This is a genomic window from Baekduia sp. (genome assembly GCF_035996765.1).
In the GTDB taxonomy this organism is placed as follows: domain Bacteria; phylum Actinomycetota; class Thermoleophilia; order Solirubrobacterales; family Solirubrobacteraceae; genus Baekduia.
Window position 1 is genome coordinate 20,525 of the sequence record NZ_DASYJG010000009.1, and the last position, 16,896, is coordinate 37,420.

The 16,896-nt window shown below is 70.9% G+C and carries 20 protein-coding genes; 9 read left to right on the top strand and 11 right to left on the bottom strand.

Annotated features, from left to right (window positions below):
- Nucleotides 1-9: 9 nt before the first annotated feature.
- The 6 genes from aspS to VGO10_RS01525 form a co-directional block, all read right to left on the bottom strand.
- Nucleotides 10-1,821: an aspartate--tRNA ligase gene (gene aspS, locus VGO10_RS01500; protein ID WP_327464415.1), complete on the bottom strand. Its 1,812-nt coding sequence runs from the start codon at nucleotides 1,819-1,821 to the stop codon at nucleotides 10-12.
- Complete coding sequence (gene hisS / locus VGO10_RS01505; RefSeq protein ID WP_327464417.1) at nucleotides 1,818-3,059, bottom strand: histidine--tRNA ligase; 1,242 nt, start codon at nucleotides 3,057-3,059, stop codon at nucleotides 1,818-1,820. The genes aspS and hisS overlap by 4 nt, the downstream gene beginning before the upstream one ends.
- On the bottom strand, nucleotides 3,059-3,715 hold the full coding sequence (locus tag VGO10_RS01510) for an MBL fold metallo-hydrolase (protein ID WP_327464419.1): 657 nt from the start codon (nucleotides 3,713-3,715) through the stop codon (nucleotides 3,059-3,061). The genes hisS and VGO10_RS01510 overlap by 1 nt, the downstream gene beginning before the upstream one ends.
- Before the next feature lie 3 nt (nucleotides 3,716-3,718).
- A complete protein-coding gene (locus VGO10_RS01515) occupies nucleotides 3,719-4,072 on the bottom strand; it encodes a hypothetical protein (protein WP_327464420.1) in 354 nt (117 codons plus the stop codon).
- Nucleotides 4,073-4,091: 19 nt separating this feature from the next.
- Nucleotides 4,092-4,955 (bottom strand): hypothetical protein, encoded by an 864-nt coding sequence (locus VGO10_RS01520; protein ID WP_327464422.1) that lies wholly within the window; start codon nucleotides 4,953-4,955, stop codon nucleotides 4,092-4,094.
- Nucleotides 4,956-5,064: 109 nt separating this feature from the next.
- A complete protein-coding gene (locus tag VGO10_RS01525; RefSeq protein ID WP_327464424.1) occupies nucleotides 5,065-7,053 on the bottom strand; it encodes a glycoside hydrolase family 3 protein in 1,989 nt (662 codons plus the stop codon).
- Between the two features lie 218 nt (nucleotides 7,054-7,271).
- Between VGO10_RS01525 and VGO10_RS01530 the strand changes: the two genes are divergently transcribed.
- Nucleotides 7,272-7,631 carry an STAS domain-containing protein gene (locus VGO10_RS01530; protein ID WP_327464426.1) on the top strand — a complete coding sequence of 120 codons (360 nt, stop codon included), beginning with the start codon at nucleotides 7,272-7,274 and terminating at the stop codon, nucleotides 7,629-7,631.
- Here VGO10_RS01530 and VGO10_RS01535 read toward each other — a convergent pair.
- A complete protein-coding gene (locus VGO10_RS01535; protein ID WP_327464428.1) occupies nucleotides 7,612-8,460 on the bottom strand; it encodes an alpha/beta hydrolase in 849 nt (282 codons plus the stop codon). The genes VGO10_RS01530 and VGO10_RS01535 overlap by 20 nt on opposite strands.
- Nucleotides 8,461-8,586: 126 nt before the next feature.
- Between VGO10_RS01535 and VGO10_RS01540 the strand changes: the two genes are divergently transcribed.
- From VGO10_RS01540 to VGO10_RS01560, 5 genes are read left to right on the top strand one after another with little or no spacing between them, the layout of a single operon-like run.
- Nucleotides 8,587-9,420: a transglutaminase family protein gene (locus VGO10_RS01540; RefSeq protein WP_327464430.1), complete on the top strand. Its 834-nt coding sequence runs from the start codon at nucleotides 8,587-8,589 to the stop codon at nucleotides 9,418-9,420.
- A 39-nt stretch (nucleotides 9,421-9,459) separates the two neighbouring features.
- Entirely contained in the window at nucleotides 9,460-9,825 is a 366-nt protein-coding gene (locus tag VGO10_RS01545; RefSeq protein ID WP_327464432.1) for a metalloregulator ArsR/SmtB family transcription factor, read from the top strand.
- Nucleotides 9,822-10,403 (top strand): SRPBCC domain-containing protein, encoded by a 582-nt coding sequence (locus VGO10_RS01550; RefSeq protein ID WP_327464434.1) that lies wholly within the window; start codon nucleotides 9,822-9,824, stop codon nucleotides 10,401-10,403. The genes VGO10_RS01545 and VGO10_RS01550 overlap by 4 nt, the downstream gene beginning before the upstream one ends.
- Nucleotides 10,404-10,422: 19 nt before the next feature.
- A complete protein-coding gene (locus VGO10_RS01555) occupies nucleotides 10,423-10,896 on the top strand; it encodes a group III truncated hemoglobin (protein ID WP_327464436.1) in 474 nt (157 codons plus the stop codon).
- A gap of 14 nt (nucleotides 10,897-10,910) precedes the next feature.
- A complete protein-coding gene (locus VGO10_RS01560; protein WP_327464438.1) occupies nucleotides 10,911-11,234 on the top strand; it encodes a hypothetical protein in 324 nt (107 codons plus the stop codon).
- 7 nt (nucleotides 11,235-11,241) lie between these two features.
- Here the strand turns inward: VGO10_RS01560 and VGO10_RS01565 are convergent, their stop codons facing one another.
- From VGO10_RS01565 to VGO10_RS01580, 4 genes are all read right to left on the bottom strand, one after another.
- Nucleotides 11,242-11,460 carry a hypothetical protein gene (locus VGO10_RS01565; protein WP_327464440.1) on the bottom strand — a complete coding sequence of 73 codons (219 nt, stop codon included), beginning with the start codon at nucleotides 11,458-11,460 and terminating at the stop codon, nucleotides 11,242-11,244.
- 78 nt (nucleotides 11,461-11,538) lie between these two features.
- Complete coding sequence (locus VGO10_RS01570) at nucleotides 11,539-11,742, bottom strand: cold-shock protein (protein WP_327464442.1); 204 nt, start codon at nucleotides 11,740-11,742, stop codon at nucleotides 11,539-11,541.
- A 138-nt stretch (nucleotides 11,743-11,880) separates the two neighbouring features.
- Nucleotides 11,881-12,249, bottom strand: a complete 369-nt coding sequence (locus VGO10_RS01575) for a hypothetical protein (RefSeq protein WP_327464444.1) — start codon at nucleotides 12,247-12,249, stop codon at nucleotides 11,881-11,883.
- 38 nt (nucleotides 12,250-12,287) lie between these two features.
- A complete protein-coding gene (locus VGO10_RS01580; protein WP_327464446.1) occupies nucleotides 12,288-13,151 on the bottom strand; it encodes an alpha/beta hydrolase in 864 nt (287 codons plus the stop codon).
- Between the two features lie 60 nt (nucleotides 13,152-13,211).
- On the opposite strand from VGO10_RS01580, the gene VGO10_RS01585 reads away from it, so the two are divergent.
- From VGO10_RS01585 to VGO10_RS01595, 3 genes are all read left to right on the top strand, one after another.
- Nucleotides 13,212-14,057 carry an SDR family oxidoreductase gene (locus VGO10_RS01585; RefSeq protein ID WP_327464448.1) on the top strand — a complete coding sequence of 282 codons (846 nt, stop codon included), beginning with the start codon at nucleotides 13,212-13,214 and terminating at the stop codon, nucleotides 14,055-14,057.
- 59 nt (nucleotides 14,058-14,116) lie between these two features.
- The gene (locus VGO10_RS01590; protein ID WP_327464450.1) at nucleotides 14,117-15,175 is read left to right on the top strand and encodes a flippase-like domain-containing protein; all 1,059 of its coding nucleotides are present in this window, start codon (nucleotides 14,117-14,119) and stop codon (nucleotides 15,173-15,175) included.
- Nucleotides 15,176-15,341: 166 nt separating this feature from the next.
- Nucleotides 15,342-16,895 (top strand): M1 family metallopeptidase, encoded by a 1,554-nt coding sequence (locus VGO10_RS01595; RefSeq protein WP_327464452.1) that lies wholly within the window; start codon nucleotides 15,342-15,344, stop codon nucleotides 16,893-16,895.
- Nucleotide 16,896: the final 1 nt, after the last annotated feature.

Below are 16,896 nucleotides of genomic sequence, written 5' to 3' on the forward strand. Positions count from 1 at the left end.
CCCTCGCCGTCAGCCCTGCGGCACCGCCGGCGGCGGTGCCGTGCTCGCGACGAACAGCTCGCGCAGCTGCTTGTCGTCCACCGGCGCAGGCGCGCCGGTCAGCGGATCGCCGCCTGAGGCGGTCTTCGGGAACGCGATGACGTCGCGGATCGAGTCGCGCCCCGCGAGGATCGCCACGATCCGGTCGATGCCCATCGCGATGCCGCCGTGCGGCGGCGCGCCCTGCTTGAGCGCGTCGAGTAGGAAGCCGAAGCGGCGGTTGGCCTCCTCCTCGCCCATGCCGAGCACCGCGAAGACCTGCTCCTGGATGGCCTGCTCGTGGATGCGGATCGAGCCACCGCCGATCTCGACGCCGTCGAGGACGAGGTCGTAGCCGCGCGAGCCGAGCGCGCCGGGGTCGGTGAAGTCGGTGCCGGTCGGCGCCGTGAAGGGATGGTGGATCGCCGTCCACGGCAGCTCCGCGTCACCGGTCGCCTCGAACATCGGCGGCTCGGTGATCCAGAGCACGTCATGGCGCCCCTCGGGAATCAGGCCGAAGCGCTCGCCGAGCTCCAGGCGCAGCGCGCCGATCGCGGCGGCGGCCGTCGGCTCGGCATCGGCGACAAAGAGCAAGAGGTCGCCGTCGGATGCCCCTAGCTCGGCGTTGACCGCGCCGATCTGCTCAGCCGTGAAGAACTTCGCCAGGTTTCCCTGCCAGCCGGCGTCTCCGCCGGCCACGATCGGGGCGACCGCCTTCGCCCCATAGCGCTGGACGATCTCGTTGAGCCCGTCGAGCTCCGAGCGCGACATTTCCCGCACGCCCGCGTTGAACGCCCGGATCGCGCCGCCGCGCCCCAGCACACCCTCGAAGACCTTGAACTCCGAGCCGCGCAGCAGCTCGCCGACGTCGTGGATCTCCAGGCCGAAGCGCGTGTCGGGCTTGTCGTTGCCGTAGCGCAGCATCGACTCGGCGTAGGTCATGTGCGGCCACGGAGCGGGCGCCACCTCGAAGCCGTCGACCAAGGCGAAGATGTTGGTCATGACCTCTTCCATGACCTCGATGACGTCGGCCTCCTCGACGAAGGACATCTCGAGGTCGAGCTGCGTGAACTCGGGCTGGCGGAAGCCGCGCAGGTCCTCGTCGCGGAAGCAGCGGGCGATCTGGAAGTAGCGCTCGTAACCGGCGATCATCAGCAGCTGCTTGAACAGCTGCGGCGACTGCGGCAGCGCGTACCAGCCGCCGGGCTGCAGCCGCGAGGGCACCAGGAAGTCGCGGGCGCCCTCGGGCGTCGAGCGCGTGAGGATCGGCGTCTCGATCTCCAAGAAGTCGCGCTCGTCGAGCACGTCGCGCATCGTCTTGACGATCGCGTGGCGCAGCTCCAGCGTGCGCTGCATGACGTCGCGACGCAGATCGACCGCGCGGTTGGTCAACCGCAGCGTCTCGTCGACCTCGATGTCCTCGTCGACGGGGAACGGCGGGGTCTCGGCCTCGGCGAGCGTGTCCATCGCCGTGACGGAGATCTCGACGTCGCCGGTCGGGATGTTGGGGTTCTTGTTCTGCGGCTCGCGCTCGACGACGGTGCCCAGCGCGGAGATCACGTGCTCGGAGCGCAGCCGCTCGGCCGCCGCGAAGGCTGCGCCACTCGTGTCCGGGTGGAACACGAGCTGGACGATCCCGCTGCGGTCGCGGACGTCGATGAAGATCAGCCCGCCGTGGTCGCGGCGGCGGTGGACCCAGCCGGCGACGCGCACCTGCTGGGGGTGGGTGGGATCGGCATCTGACGCCCGGAGATCACCGGTCCAGGTGTCGCGGAACCCGTTGGCCTTCGGCGGCTGCCTCATCCGATGTGCCTCCCACGCAGGACACGGGCGACGATCGCGTCGGCCGCCAGCACCTCCTGCTCTCCGCTCTCCAAGTCCTTCAAGATGGTCCCTTCGTCTTCGCTGAAGATGGCGACGTGGCGCGCGCCGGATCGGTCGGCCTGCTTGAGCTGGCCCTTGCGCGAGCGCCCCGCGAGCTCAAGCTGCACGTTGAGCCCGGCGCGGCGCGCCTCGGCGGCCAGGGTGAACGCGGCGACCGACGTGCCGGCCACGTAGAGATCGCAGACGGCCTGTGGCCGTGGCTTGTGGTCGCCCGCCAGCAGCAACCGCTCGACGCCCGCCGCCCAGCCGATGCCCGGCGTCGGGTTGAGGCCGAGCACCTCGGCCAGGCCGTCGTAGCGCCCGCCGCCGCCGACGCCCGACTGCGCGCCGAGCGCGTCAGAGGTGAACTCGAAGAGCGTCCGCGTGTAGTAATCGATGCCGCGCACGAGCGTCGGGTCGATCACGTACGCGACGCCGGCGGCATCGAGGCGCGCGCGAACCTCGGCGAAGTGCTCGGCATCCTCGGGCGTCAGATGGTCCAGCAGCAGCGGTGCCGAGGCCATCACCTTGCGCGTGCCCGGATGGTCGGCGTCGAACGCGCGCAGCGGGTTGAGATCGATCCGCGCACGGACGTCTTCTGACAGCTCGCTCTCGTGGGCGCGCAAGTGCGCGATCAACTTGTCCCGGTACTCCGCGCGCGTCTCCGGCGTGCCGAGCGAGCCGAGCCGCAGCGTGACGCTCTCGATGCCGAGCTCGTAGATGAGCGTCTGCAGCAGCAGGATCGTCTCGGCGTCGACCGCCGGGTCATCGGAGCCGATCGCCTCGGCGCCGACCTGCCAGAACTGCCGGAAGCGCCCGGCCTGTGGCTTCTCCTGGCGAAAGAACGGGCCGAAGTACCACAACTTCACCGGCTGAGGCAGCTTGTGCATGCCGTGCTCGGCATAAGCGCGCATGACCGGCGCGGTGCCCTCCGGGCGCAGCGTCAGCGACCGGTCGCCGGCGTCGGTGAAGGTGTACATCTCCTTCTGGACGATGTCGGTCGATGCGCCGACACCGCGGGCGAAGAGCTCGGTGTGCTCGAAGATCGGGGTCTCGATCCGGCGGTAGCCGGAGCCGCCGAGGATGTCGCGCGCGGCGTGCTCGACCGCGGCGCGCGCGGCGTCCTGCTCGGGCAGCACGTCGTACGTGCCGCGCGGCGCCTGGGGCTTCTCGGCCATCAGGTCTGCGAGAGCTCGGTGAGGAACGGGTTGTGCGCGCGCTCGGCGCCGAGCGTCGTCAGGCCCATGTGGCCCGGATGGACGACGGTGTCGTCGCCGAAGCGCTCCAGCAGCGTGGCGATCGACGCCAGCAGCGTCGCGTGGTCGCCGCCGGGCAGGTCGGTGCGGCCGATCGAGGACTGGAACAACACGTCACCGGAGAAGAGCGCGGTCGGCGCGCTCTCGGCCTCGTCGGCGATCGCGTACGTCACATGGCCCGGGCTGTGACCGGGCGTGAAGAGGACGTCGATGTCGTAGCCCGCCAGCTCCAGGCGCTCGCCGCCGGCGACGGTGTGTTCCGGGTCCCAGGACTCGAACGGCCCGAACCCCGGCCACGGCACGTAGGCCATGATGTCCTGCAGGAGCGGCACCTCGATCTCCGGGCAGTAGACCGGGGCCCCGGTCGCCTTGGCCACCGGTGCCACCGCGCCGGTGTGGTCGAAGTGGCAGTGGGTGAGCAGGATCGCGTCCAGCGTGACGCCGAGCGCCTCGATGGCGCCCAGCAGCTTGGGCGCCTCCTCCCCAGGATCGACCAGGAGCGCGCGGTCACTGCCGTCGCGCCGCAGCAGGAAGGCGTTCTCCTGGACCGGCCCCACGGTGAACATGCGGACGTCCACGGCCTACGACTTCCCTGCGGCCTTCTTGGCCTGACGCTTGTCGTAGATGCGCTTGTCGGTGTAGAACCCAAGCCCGGTGTAGGCGGGGAACATGAGCAGGCCGATGACCAGCGCCGACGGGAGATTGTGCTGCAGCAGCGTGATGACGACCACGAACAGCACCGTCGCGATCGCCGAGCGGTTGGCCGCCGAGCGCCACGTCGGTGGCCGGTCAAGACGGTCCAGGCGGACCGAGCCGCCCTTGCCCTTGCCGCCCTTGGCTGGTTCGACCTGGCGGCCCGTCCGCCCACGCACCTCGACCGACCCCGCGGCGTTGCCGCGATGCTTGGACCGGCGCTTGCGCTTCGTCTGGGCCATGGGCCTGGACGATAGCTCCTCAGGGGCTCTCGCCGAGCGCCTCCTCGAGCGTGCGGCGGCCCCTGATCGGCATGCTGTCGGGGAAGCCGTCGAAGGCGGCCGCCGGCGCGAGGCCGACCAGCTCGCACGCGGCGACCGGCGCGCGCCGGGCCACGGCGGCCACGAGCCGCGCCAGCGGCACCGCACGATGGTCCTCGACGTTGGTCGAGACCTGCGCGATCGCGCTCTGCGCGGTCAGCTCTAGGCCGAGCGCGCGAACGCCCGGCAACCCTTCGGCGCCGCCCTCGCGGATACGCGCCGCGATCGCCTGCGCATCGGCCAGCGTGGCCGGCGGCGCCAGCTCCAGGTTGAAGGCGACCAGCGGCGGGCGCGCCGCGACGAGGACCGCGCCGGCGGTCGGGTGCGGTCGCGCCGGACCGAAGTCGGGCGCCAGCTCGCCGGCGGCGATCCGCCGCGTGAGCTCGGGCAGGCCGCCGCGGCGCAGGAAGGCGCGGGTGCGGCCCTCGGCAAGCAACCCATACAAGAAGACCGGCAGCCCGACCTCCTCGCCGAGCCGCTCGGCCACGGTCAGCGCCTCGGCGCACGCCGCACCGCGCCGGGCTTCATCGAGGAAGACGACGGGCGCCACGTCCAGCGCGCCCACATGCGGGTGCATGCCGCGCTCGGTGCGGAGATCGATCCGCACCACCGCGGTGCGCGCGCCCTCGACCAGCGCGTCGGCCAGGACGCCCGGGCGCGCCGCGAGCGTGTGGACCGAGCGATGGTGGTCGCGGTCGGTGTGGGTGTCGAGCAGCCGCGCCCCGCCGCGCAGGTAGGCGGCGCCGATGTCGGCGACCGCTGCGAGGTCACGGCCCTCGGAGACGTTGGGAATGGCGAGCAGCACGACGTGGGCGCGAACGCTATCGGTGCGGGCTCACCGTTCCGGGAATGGCGAGCAGCACGGGCGAGCGCGAGGGTGCTTCGCGCTCGCCCGGCGTCCATGTCCTACCGCGTCACCGCGTCCGCAGGCCGAACCCGAATGGGAACAGCGGGTCGTAGTCGGCGTCGCCGATGTTGATCGGCTCCTGATCGAGCGTCCTGGGCCAGGTCACCGGCAGCTTGCCCGTGAACGGCCGGCGCCCGAAGAGGACATCGGCGACGCCCTCCCCTTCACTGCCCGGCAGCCACGAGGCGACCAGCGCGTCGATGTTGTCCAGCTGTGTCGGATCGATGATCAGCGGCCGGCCGGAGACCACCAGCACCACGCACTTGGCTGCCGCCGCCCAGACCTTGTCCACGGCCGCCTTGTCGGCGTCGTTCAACGTCATGGTCTGCGGCGGACGCGGCACGTTGTTGTCGCCCGGGTCAAACGCCCACTGCGGGCCGCCGACGTCGCCGAAGCCCTCGGCATACGGCGTCTCGCCGACGACGACGATGCCGGTCGCGCCCTCAGGGATCGCCGCGCTGGCGTCGGGGCTCGAGATGACCTCGCGCTGGCCGGCCGCGTCCTTGATGCCCTGCAGGATCGTCGTTCCCGGGATCACGTTGGTCGAGCCGCCCTGCCACGTCAGCGTCCAGCCACCGGCCTGGTTGCCGATGTTGTCGCTGTTGCTGCCGGCGACGTAGATCGGCGCCGTGCCGTCGTGCTTGTGGCCGCGGCCGTCGCTGCGCAGCGGCAGGGTCTTGTCATCGTTCTTGAGCAGGACCTGCGATTCAGCGACCGCGCGGCGCGCCACGGCGCGATGCTCGGGCGAGCCGATCTTGTCGATGTCGGTGCGATCGGTGAACGGGTGCTCGAAGAGCCCCAACTGGAACTTCTTGGTGAGGATCCGACTGACGGCGTCGTCGATGCGGCTCATCGGCACCTCGTCGGCGTTGACCGCCGCCACCAGGTTGGTGATGAAGTCCGCGTAGTTGCTGGGCTGCATGAACATGTCGATGCCGGCGTTGGCGCCGTCGACCACGTTGGAGTGGAAGTCGCCGCCGATGTGGTCGATGCCGTTGTAGTCGCTGATGACGAGGCCGTCGAAGCCCATCTTGCCCTTCAGCGTGTCGGTGATCAGCTCCCGGTTGCCGTGCATGTTGATGGGGTTGCCGGTGCCGTCCTCGGTCCAGTCGACGCTGGAGTAGGACGGCATGACCGAGCCGACGTTGTGCTGCTTGACGGCCGGCACGTACTGGCGCAGCGACGTGTCCCAGAAGTCCTGGCGGTTGGTGACCGCGATCCCCTGGTCGATCTTGTAGTCGCCGGAGCCGGTGCCGTAGACCGTGTCGCCGTCACCGGCGTAGTGCTTGGCGGTGGCGAGCACGCGGTCGCGGTTGGCGAGATCGTGGTTGCCGTCGCCCTGGAAGCCGTCGATCGCGGTCTCCATCTTGATGACGAGGCTCGGGTCCTCGGAGAACGACTCGTACGTGCGGCCCCAGCGATCGTCGCGGGCAGCGCAAATGCACGGCGCGAAGGCCCACTGCGGCCCGCTGGCGCGCGTCTCGGCGGCGGCGATGTGCTCGACGTCGGCGACCAGGCCGGGGTCACGCGTGGCGCCGAGGCCGATGTTGTGCGGGAAGACCGTCGCGCCGTAGAGGTTGCCGTGGCCGTGGACGGTGTCGACGCCGTAGATGAGCGGGATCTTCAGGCGCGTCTTCAGCGCCTCGCGCTGGAAGCCGTCGACCATGTCGGCCCAGCCCTCGGGCGTGTTCGGCGTCGGGACCGAGCCGCCGCCCGACAGCAGGCTGCCGAGCGCCAGCGCGGAGATCGGCGTCGGATCCTCGGCGACCGACGCGCGCTCGGCCTGGGTCATCTGACCGACCTTCTCCTCCAGCGTCATGCGCGAGAGCAGATCGGCGACGCGCTTGGGGATCGGCGCGCGCGGGTTCTCGTAGATCGCACCGCCACCTTGACCACCGCCGTCGTCGCCGTGCCCGTGGCCGTGTTCCGGGCCGCCACCCGCCACCGCCCCGGGCGCCGCGACGACCGCGGTCACCCCCATGCTCAGCGCGGCCATCGCCGCCATGATCGCACGCCGCGTGCGGCGCCTTCCGGACCCATCGACCATTGCTGCGTTCCTCCTGGTTGGACGCGCGGGAGATACCCCGGTCCAGACCCCGGCGAACCAGCGACGGATCGCGTGCGGACGACCGAGATTCGGGGCGTCGCGACACGCGTGCGTTTACCCGGATCGCACCGGGGTACCAAGGCGCCCAACGTCACGTGGAGGGTGCGATGCACGGCTTCGAGTTGACGGTCCAGCAGATGGGGACGGGCGCGATCAGCATCCGCCTCCGCGGGGCACTTGACCTCGCCTACGCCTATAAGTTCGACGACGCGTTGCGCCACGCCGAGCGTGACGCCACGTCGTGTCTCATCCTCGATCTCCGCGAGCTCGACTTCGTCGACTCGGCCGGGATGTCGCGGATCCTCGCGGCCCGCCGCCGCGCCCGGCGCTCGGGGCGGCGGCTCGTGCTGGTCCGCGGCTCGACCGCCGTCCAGCGCTTCCTGCAGTTCGCCGCGCTGACCGAGCACTTCGAGTACGTCGCCGAGCCAGCGGACGCGCTGCCCGCCGCTAAGACACGAACCGCTTGACGAACGCCAGCGCGGTGTCGCAGACCTCGCGCCAGCCGGAGTCGATCGTCAGCGCGTGCCCGCGGTTGGGGATCTCGACGATCTCGGTCACGCTCTCGTTGCGCTTCTGCTTCTTGTAGGAGGCGTTGGCGATGGCCCAAGGCACCGTGTGGTCCTTCTCCCCGGAGACGATCAGCAGCGGCCCGCGCTCGGGGTTCTTGCTGTTGACCTTCGCCTCGGTCCACGGGTTGAGGTTCGCCGTCGCCGCCTGGAAGAGTGGGATGCCGGCGGCCGGGACCGCGTAGGTGGTGTACAGCTCCTTGGCCTCGTCCTCGCTGACGGCGTTGGCGAAGCCGAACCGGAACTGCTCGTAGGTCAACGGCACCGCGCGGCTGCGGTTGGCCGGGTTGCCGAGCACCGGGCTCGCGGACTTCAGCGCCGAGACGGGCAGCGGCAGGACGCCGCGAAACGGCGCGGGGTCGATCGCGACCGAGACGGCCGCGAGGCTGCGACCGGCGATGATCTGCGTCAGCAAGCCACCGAAGGAATGCCCGAGCACGGCGGGCTTCTTGTCCAACTTGCCGATCAGGCCGCCGATGTAGTCGGCGACCTGGCCGACCGACTTGCCGGCGAAGACCTCGGGATGGGCGTTGGCCTCGTCGACCGTCTCGGGGTCATCCGGCCAGCCGGCCAGGACGGGGAAGTAGCCGGCCTGGGCGAAGACCTCCGCCCAGCGGTCCCAGCTGCTGGGCAGCAGCCAGAGCCCGTGGATGAAGACCGCCGGCGTCAGGCCCGAGGCGTTGGCCTGGTCGATCTGCTGCTCGTCATGGGAGAGGGTCGTGGCGGCCATGCCTCCGACCTTACGCCGAAAGGAGAGGTTCGTCATGGGCCATCGCGGCTAAGGACCGCGTGCGACGAAACGTCGGACCGAGTGTCGATCGCGACGGGCCGCACGACCGCGTACGGTGGAGCTCTCTTGGACGACGACTTCAGGCCGCTGGCCCTCGCCGTGGGGTGCACCTTCGGCTTCTCCACGCCCCAGCCCGTCCCGTCGGTCTTCCAGGTCGCGCCGACCGGCGGCGCCGTCCAGCTCGACGGCGAGCGCTGGGAGACCGGCATCGCGACCCACCACACCTACCGCGACTTCTACGGCAACCGCTGCGAGCGGCTGACGATCCCGGCCGGCGAGTCGCGCGTGGTCTATGACGCCGAGGTCGTCGTCGCGGCGCCGCACGACCGCCTCTCCCCCGGCGCGGTCGAGACGCCCGTCTTCGCGCTGCCCGACGAGCACCTGCACTTCCTGATGCCGAGCCGCTTCTGCCTGCCCGACGAGCTCGGACACGAGGCATGGCAGCGCTTCGGCTCGCTCGAGCCGGGCTGGGAGCGCGTCCAGGCGATCGTCGACTTCGTCCACGGCCACCTCGAGTGGGTCGAGGGCGCATCGAACCCGTGGACGACGGCCGCCGACGCCTACCGCGCCGGCCAGGGCGTCTGCCGCGACTTCGCCCACCTCGCGATCACCTTCTGCCGGGCGCTGAACATCCCGGCCCGCTACGTCTTCGGCTACATCCCGGCCATCGACGTCCCGTTGCCGGTCGAGCCGATGGACTTCGCCGCCTGGTTTGAGGTCTACCTCGACGGCACCTGGCACACCTTCGACGCCCGCAACAACCGCAAGCGCGTCGGCCGCGTCGTCGTCGGCCGCGGGCGCGACGCCGTCGACGTGGCGCTCGTCACCTCCTTCGGCCCGGTGACGCTGACCGAGTTCGAAGTCCGGGCTGAAGAGCCCAACGCGCCAGCTTTGAATTAGTTCTTGCTTATATAAGCAGCTGCCGATACCGTGCTCGGCATGCACGCGTTCGACATCCTGGGCGACCCGGTCCGGCGGCGCATCGTGGAGGTGCTCGCCGACGGCGAGCAGGCCGCGGGCGACGTCGGCGCGGTGATCCAGCGGGAGTTCGGCATCTCCCAGCCGGCGGTCTCGCAGCACTTGAAGGTGCTGCGCGAGAACGGCTTTGCGACGGTCCGCGCCGATGGCGTGCGACGGCTGTACGCGGTCGACGCCGCACCGCTGCAGGAGGTCGACCGGTGGCTGGAGCCCTACCGGCGCTTCTGGAACCAGAAGCTCGACGCCTTGGCCACCGAGGTCGCGCGCGGCAAGCGCGCCCGGCGTGCAGCACCCACCCATCCCGAGCAGGAAGGCGGTACGACATGACCATCGAGACGAGCACCTACACCGAGCCGGCACCCGAGCTGCGCCATCGGACGATCGACGCCGGCGAAGCCCGTGTCGCCGCGTTGACGCGAACCTATGAGACGAGCGTCGAGGATCTCTGGGACGCGTGCACCGACCCCGAGCGCCTCGCGCGCTGGTACACGACCGTCACCGGTGAGCTCCGTGTCGGCGGCATGTTCGACCAGGTCAACATGGGCGGCGGAACCATCGCCGTCTGCGACGCACCGCACCACCTCAAGGTCATCCTCGGCAAGGGCGGCGTGGACGAGATCGAGGTGCGCATCTCCCCCGGCCCGCGCGACGGGACTGCGACGCTCGAGCTCCAGCACGCGACGACGCTGGACACCCACGAGATCGGCGGCCAGATGTATGACGCGGTCTTCTGCATGGGCGGCGGCTACTACCCGCGCCTGCTGGCCCTGGACCTCCACCTCCGCGGCACCCTGCCCGCCGATTACGACGCCACGGCGTTTCACCTCAACCCGGAGATGCGCCCGGCGATCGACCGCGGCAGCGCGGCGATGGCCGCCCTGGTGGAGGCCGACAAGTCGGCCTAGCTCCTATCGTGGATCGAGCGTGAGCGACGATCGCCAAGACATCCAGACCCGCGAGGACTGCGAGCGGCTCGTCCGCGCCTTCTACGGCCGGGCGCTGCACGACCCGCTGATCGGCTGGATCTTCACCGACGTCGCCAAGCTCGATCTCGAGGAGCACGTGCCGACCATCACCTCCTTCTGGGAGACGATGCTGCTCGGCGCCCGCAGCTACGGCGGCGGTGCCTTCGCGCCGCACGTCGACATCCACTATCGCGCCGGCGGCCTGCGCCGGCCGCACTTCGAGCGCTGGCTGCTCCTCTGGCGCACGACCGTCGACGAGCTCTTCGCCGGCCCGCGCGCCGAGGAGGCCAAGGCGCACGCGCTGCGCGTCGGCGCCGCGTTCCACAGCCGTCTGCAGACGCTGCCAACGGCCGAGGATGCGCAGGCGCCCGCGCACGCGCCGGCCGCCGGGCTGACCATCACCCAGCACGGCGCTCCGCCCACCGGCGTCTGACACCGGGAGACGCCATGCGCCAGCACGCGCCGCGCAACGCGATGGACGACCTCGACGAGATCGCGCGCTTCCGCGACCGCTGCAGCGCGTTCATGGGCGCGCTGTTAGACGAGCTGGCGACAACGCCCGACCAGCCGCGGACGTTCCCTGAGATCGAGGACGCGCTGGGCTGGCCACGGCGCCGGCTGGCGTCGGTGCTCGGCGGGGTGTCGCATATGCGCCACGCCGAGTTCGGCGGGCGCCGGCCGTATCGCTTCTACGGCGATCGCGACTCAGCGTCGGGACGCTGGGAGATCTGGGTGGACGCGGGCCAGGCTGCGGCCATCGCGTCTGACTGACGCGGAGCTACGGACGCCGGCCGGCGGCGAGCTCGGCGGCGCTGAACGGATCGACGTAGCGATCCAGATGCGACAGGTCCTCGACCTCGGTCTCGCCCTCAGCGACGTCGGGCTCGTCGTCCTTGCGCGTGTCCTTGCGGTGCTGCTTTTCCATCTTGCGCTCACGGAGCCGCTGTTCGCGGTTGAGCTTCGCCATCGTGGTCTTGCGCTTGCCACTGGAGGCCATGGTCTTCTTCCCTTCGGTCTTGCACGACCCGGGAGCCGACTGGCGGCTCCCGGGGTGCGACGTGTAAGCGAGTGGTGCTTAGAGCGTGACGACGTTGGCCGCGGCGGGGCCCTTGGGGCCCTGCTCGGCGTCGTAGCTCACCTTCGCGCCCTCGGCCAGCGACTTGAAGCCGCTGCCCTGGATCGCGTTGTGATGCACGAACAGATCCTTGCCCGCGTCATCGGGCGTGATGAAGCCGAAGCCCTTGTCGTCGTTGAACCACTTCACGGTTCCTGTAGCCATGGTGTTGCCCCTCCGGGGTATGTGTACTGCGGAAACGCGGAGGGAGCTCGAAGGCAACGACTGCGAAGACGCGGGACACTGCGGCGCCGGGCGTCTGCCCGACCTGTACAGGAAGTCTAGCGCCCCTGGCGGCGGCGACTACTCGGCGTCGCGCAGCGCGGCAACGCCAAGCCCCGCTGCCGCAACGGCGGCGCCGGTCACGAGGAAGCTCGTGACCTTGGGCAGATAGCCGCCACGCGCGCCGGCGACTCCGGCCACCGCGTCGGCCACATCGCAAGCCGCGCCGATCGCCAGCCATTGCCGGCGCGTCTCGCCCGTCGTGGTGAGGATGCCGTAGCCGAGCATGAAGTCACGCACGCCAAAGAGCCGCGCGAGGTAGGGCGACTGCGGGTTGGCAGCGGCGTCGAGTCCGAAGGTCTTGCCGGCGAGGCGCGGCGTCACCCACGAGGCGGTGCCGATGGCCAGCCGGAGGCCCGCGAGCGTGGTCAGCGTGTTCGAGCGGCTCATGGGCGCGAGCCTATCGGCTCCGGGCCGCCCCAGAGTCGTCAGTCCCTGCCGAGGTGGCAGCGGAGAAACGCGAGTTGGTCGGTGACGACGGCCTCGTGTGCTGGGCCGTCGTAGATGTCGAAATGGTCGACGCCGGGGTAGGTGCGTAGCTCGCCGTGTGGCGCACGGCGGGCCGCGGCGATCGCCGGACCGGGCTTTGCGACTTGGTCAGCCTCGCCGACGCAGACCAGCCACGGGCAGTGCAGCGTCGCCGCGTGGCGCGCCGGGTTGAAGGGACGACCGAGCAGCCACCGGGCCGAGACGCGATCGCGCCAGCGGGAGTCCTCACCGGTCGCGACGATCCGGCGCCAGCCGGCCTCGGCGTCTGGGGCATTGATGAACGCGGCTTCGCCGGGTTGGCCGACCGCGGGCAGGTGGCCGCCACGCATTGCCGTGAGCAGCACGCGGGCGGCGACGCGCGGCGACGAGCGATGCGCCTGGCGCAGCATGTCGAGGAACGGGACCTGGCTGATCGCTGCGGCAACCCGCGGGTCGGCAGCCGCGGCGGCCAGCGCGTTGCCGCCGCCCATCGATGATCCGAAGGTCACGACGCGCTCGGCGTCGACGCCTGGCAGCGCGCGAGCGCAGGCGATCGCGGCAGCCCAGTCCTCCAACTGGCGCGCCGGCTCGAAGAGGTCCCGCTCGCCGCCGCTGTCGCCGAAGCCGCGGTGGTCGAACACGAGCGCCACGAACCCCGCCAGCACGAACCGCTCCGCAAAGGGGCCGAGCCGGTCGCGCCGCGTGCCGGAGAGCCCGTGCGCCATCACCACCACCGGCGTCGCCTCCTCCTCATCGGCGGGCCGGTACAGCCACGCCGCGCAGTGGTCGTCGCCGGACGGGAACGTGATCTCCGCTCTGCTCATGCGCCCCCAACGCCGGGGCGGCGACAAACGTGAGACCAGGGCTCCGATAGGTTCCGCGCCATGCCCACCGTGCTGATCACCGGAGCCAGCCGCGGGATCGGCCGCGCCACCACGCTGCGACTTGCCGGCGCCGGATGGGACGTCGTCGCCACCGTGCGATCGGCACAAGACGCCGAGCAGCTCATCGCCGCTGCTCCACCCGGCGGCGCGGTCAAGACGGTGTCTTTGGACGTCACCGACGCCGCGCAGGTTGCGGCGCTGACGGCCGAACTGCCCGAGCGGTTGGACGCGGTGGTCAACAACGCGGGGATCGTGGTCGCCGGCCCGCTGGAGGGCCTGACCGCCGAGGACCTGCGCCGCCAACTCGAGGTCAACGTCGTCGGTCCGCTGGCTGTGACCAACGCGGTGCTGCCAAAGCTGCGCGCCAGCCGCGGGCGCATCGTGTTGGTGTCCTCGCTCAGCGGGCGCATCTCGTCGCCGATGACCGGGGCCTACAACGCGTCGAAGTTCGCGCTGGAGGCGATGGCCGACGCCTGGCGGATGGAGCTGCGTCCCTGGGGCATCGCGGTCGCGCTGATCGAGCCGGCGATGACCGACACCGACATGTGGCGTGCGGCGCCGGAACTCCAGGACGCGACCGAGGAGGCGATGAGCGAGGAGCACCGCGCGCTCTACCGGCGCCACCTGGACGGCCTGCGCCGCACGATCCCGCGCCTGCAGAAGATGGCCAAGCCGGTCGATGGCGTGGCGGAGACGATCGAGCGGGCGCTCACGGCGTCGCGCCCCAAGGCCCGATACGTCGTCGGGCTCGACGCCAAGGTCCAGGCTGCGGTGATGACGGTGCTGCCCCAGCGCCTGCAGGACACGGCAGTCGCGTTGGCCACCGGCACGCCGCGGCGCGGCTAGCCGCAGGCCGTCTGACAGCGCCCGCCGGGCCGATTTCGGCCCGCTGCCATCATGGACGCGTGAGCCAACGGCCGACCCTCGTCGCCGAGACCGGGCCGGCGCGGCCCGGCGCCGACCTTCCCGAGGATGTCGATCCGCGCAGGCTGGCGCGCCGGGCGTTGGAGGTCATCATCCTGCTCGGCGTCCTGGTCTTGGTCGCCCTGCTGGCACCCGGGCTGGGCGAGGTCCGTGACCGGCTCAAGGACGCCTCGCCAGGGTGGTTGGCGATCGCGGTCGTCTTCGAGGTCCTGTCGGCGTTGTCCTACGTGTTGATGTTCCGGCCGGTCTTCTGCTCGATCATGCCGTGGCGCTCGGCGGCCGAGGTCGGCCTCTCGGAGGTCGGGACGGGCTCGATCATCCCGGCCTCAGGCGCCGGCGGGATCGCGCTGGGCGCGTGGGTGCTCTCGCGCGCGGGAATGAAGGCGGAGACGATCGCTCGCCGGTCGGTCGCGTTCCTGTTGTTGAAGAGCTCGGTCAACTTCGCCGCCGTAGCCGTCGTCGGGGTGCTGGTCTTCCTCGGGATCCTCGGGCCATCGCAGTCGGTCTGGCTGACGCTGCTGCCGGCGGTGCTGTCGGTCCTCGCCATCGCCGGCGTGGCGCTGATCGGCCGGGTGCCGGAAGGGCCGTCGCCAAGCGAGCACGACGGCCGGCTGCGCCGTCTCTGGGCCCACTCCCGCACGGCGCTGGTCGGGGGCGTCGCCGAAGCCGGGATGCTCTTGCGTCGCCACGACCCGCTGCTGATCCTCGGCATCGTCGGCTACTGGGCCTGGGACAACCTCGCGCTGTGGGCGACGTTTCACGCGGTCGGCTACTCCCCCGGCGCGAGCGTGATCCTGTTGGCCTACTTGATCGGCCAGCTCGGCGGCCTGCTGCCGATCCCCGGCGGCATCGGCGGGATCGACGGCGGCCTCATCGGCACCTTTATCGTCTTCGGCGCGCCGGCCTCGGCGGCGACCGCCGCCGTCCTGGCGTACCGCATCATCTTGTTCTGGGTTCCCTTGATTCTGGGCGCGGTCGCCTTCGCGTCCCTGCGCCGCTCGATGGCCAAGCCGGCGGGGTTCATCCCGTGCGCGGAGTGAGTCACGGTCGCCAAGAGCGCGCCCCTGCCATCGCCTGAATGCTCACGGCTCCATCATCCGGAGCTTTGAGGCGCGCGCAACCGATCGGGACGAATCGCCGATTCGGCGTGTCCGCTGACGCTGCGATGACCTGCGCGGACGTCGGCGGCGCGCGTAAGGTCGCGCCATGCGTCGTCCTCTTGCACTCGCGTTCACGCTGCTGGCCCTCTTCGTTGCTGCGCCGGCGCTCGCCAGCGTGGCCGCCCCACCGACCCCGGGCGCCGCCGGCGTCGGCGACCGGCTCTTCCCGCAGCTCGGCAACGGCGGCTACGACGCCCTGCACTACGACGTCAACCTGCGCTACGCCACGAGCGCTCCGTCGCAGCCGATGCAGGGCACGGTGACGCTGCTGGCCAAGGCGACCCAAGCGCTGTCAAGCTTCGACCTCGACTTCTCCGGCCAGTCGATCGGCGCCGTCGCCGTCAACGGCCGGCCCGCGGCCTGGCGGCGCGATGGCGAGGACGTCGTGATCACGCCGCGCCAGCCGCTGCGCGCCGGCCTGCCGTTCCTGGTGAGCGTCTCGAACTTCACCGCCGTGCCGACCGTCGCAGATTCCGCCGACGAGAGCACGACCGCGTTCTTCCAGCACTCGGTCGGCTCGGCCACCGCCGGCCAGCCGAACTGGACCCACTCCTTCCTGCCGTCCAACGACCATCCGAGCGACAAGGCGACCTTCGACATCCGCTTCGACGTGCCGGCCGGCGAGACCGCGGTCGCCAACGGCGTGCTGGCGGCGAAGTGGACCGGCGGCGGCCGCTCGCACTACATCTACGTCCAGCGCCAGCCGATGGCCACCGAGCTGATCCAGCTCGCCGTCGGCGACTACGACATCACCTCGCTCGGCGTCCACTCCGGTGTCTACCTCCGCGATGTGACGGCCAAGCCGATCACCGCGCAGATCGCGCCGCTGATCGGCGGCGTCACCCCGTCGCAGATGGATTGGATGCAGCAGCGCGTCGGCGGCTACCCGTTCGACCTGTACGGGTCGCTCGTGGTCCAGGCCGACATCGGCTTCGCGCTCGAGTCCCAGACGCTTGAGCTCATGGACACCAGCTGGTTCGACGACTTCGGCCAGGGCGTCTGGGAGCCGACGCTGCTGCACGAGCTGTCGCACATGTGGTTCGGCGACAGCGTCTCGCCCAAGTCCTGGAGCGACCTTTGGCTCAACGAGGGTCACGCCAGCTGGTACGAGTTCCTCTACGCGCAGGAGAAGGGCGAGCTGGCCGAGGACACCGAGGGCTATCCGGATGACAATGGCTATGCCAACTTCGATGACCTCATGAAGGCCGTCTACGCCCACGGCGACCAGTGGCGCGCCGACGACGGCCCGGTCGCGCTGCCGACCAGCGCCGACACGCTCTTCAGCTTCCAGGTCTACCACGGTGGGGCGCTCGTGTTGTACGCCTTGCGTCAGGTGGTGGGCGCGGCGACCTTCCAGCGCATCGAGCAGAGCTGGCTGCGGACCTACGAGGGCAAGTCGGCGAGCACCGACGACTTCATCGCGCTCGCCTCACGAGTCTCCGGCCGCGACCTCGGTGACTTCCTGCGCGCGTGGGTCTACGGCACCAAGACGCCGCCGATGCCCGGGCACCCGGACTGGACGGTCGATCCGGTCCAGGCGGCGGCGCCGCTGGCACGCCTCACGGCGCCGCAGGCGCGGGCGCAGGCACGGAGGAAGTAAC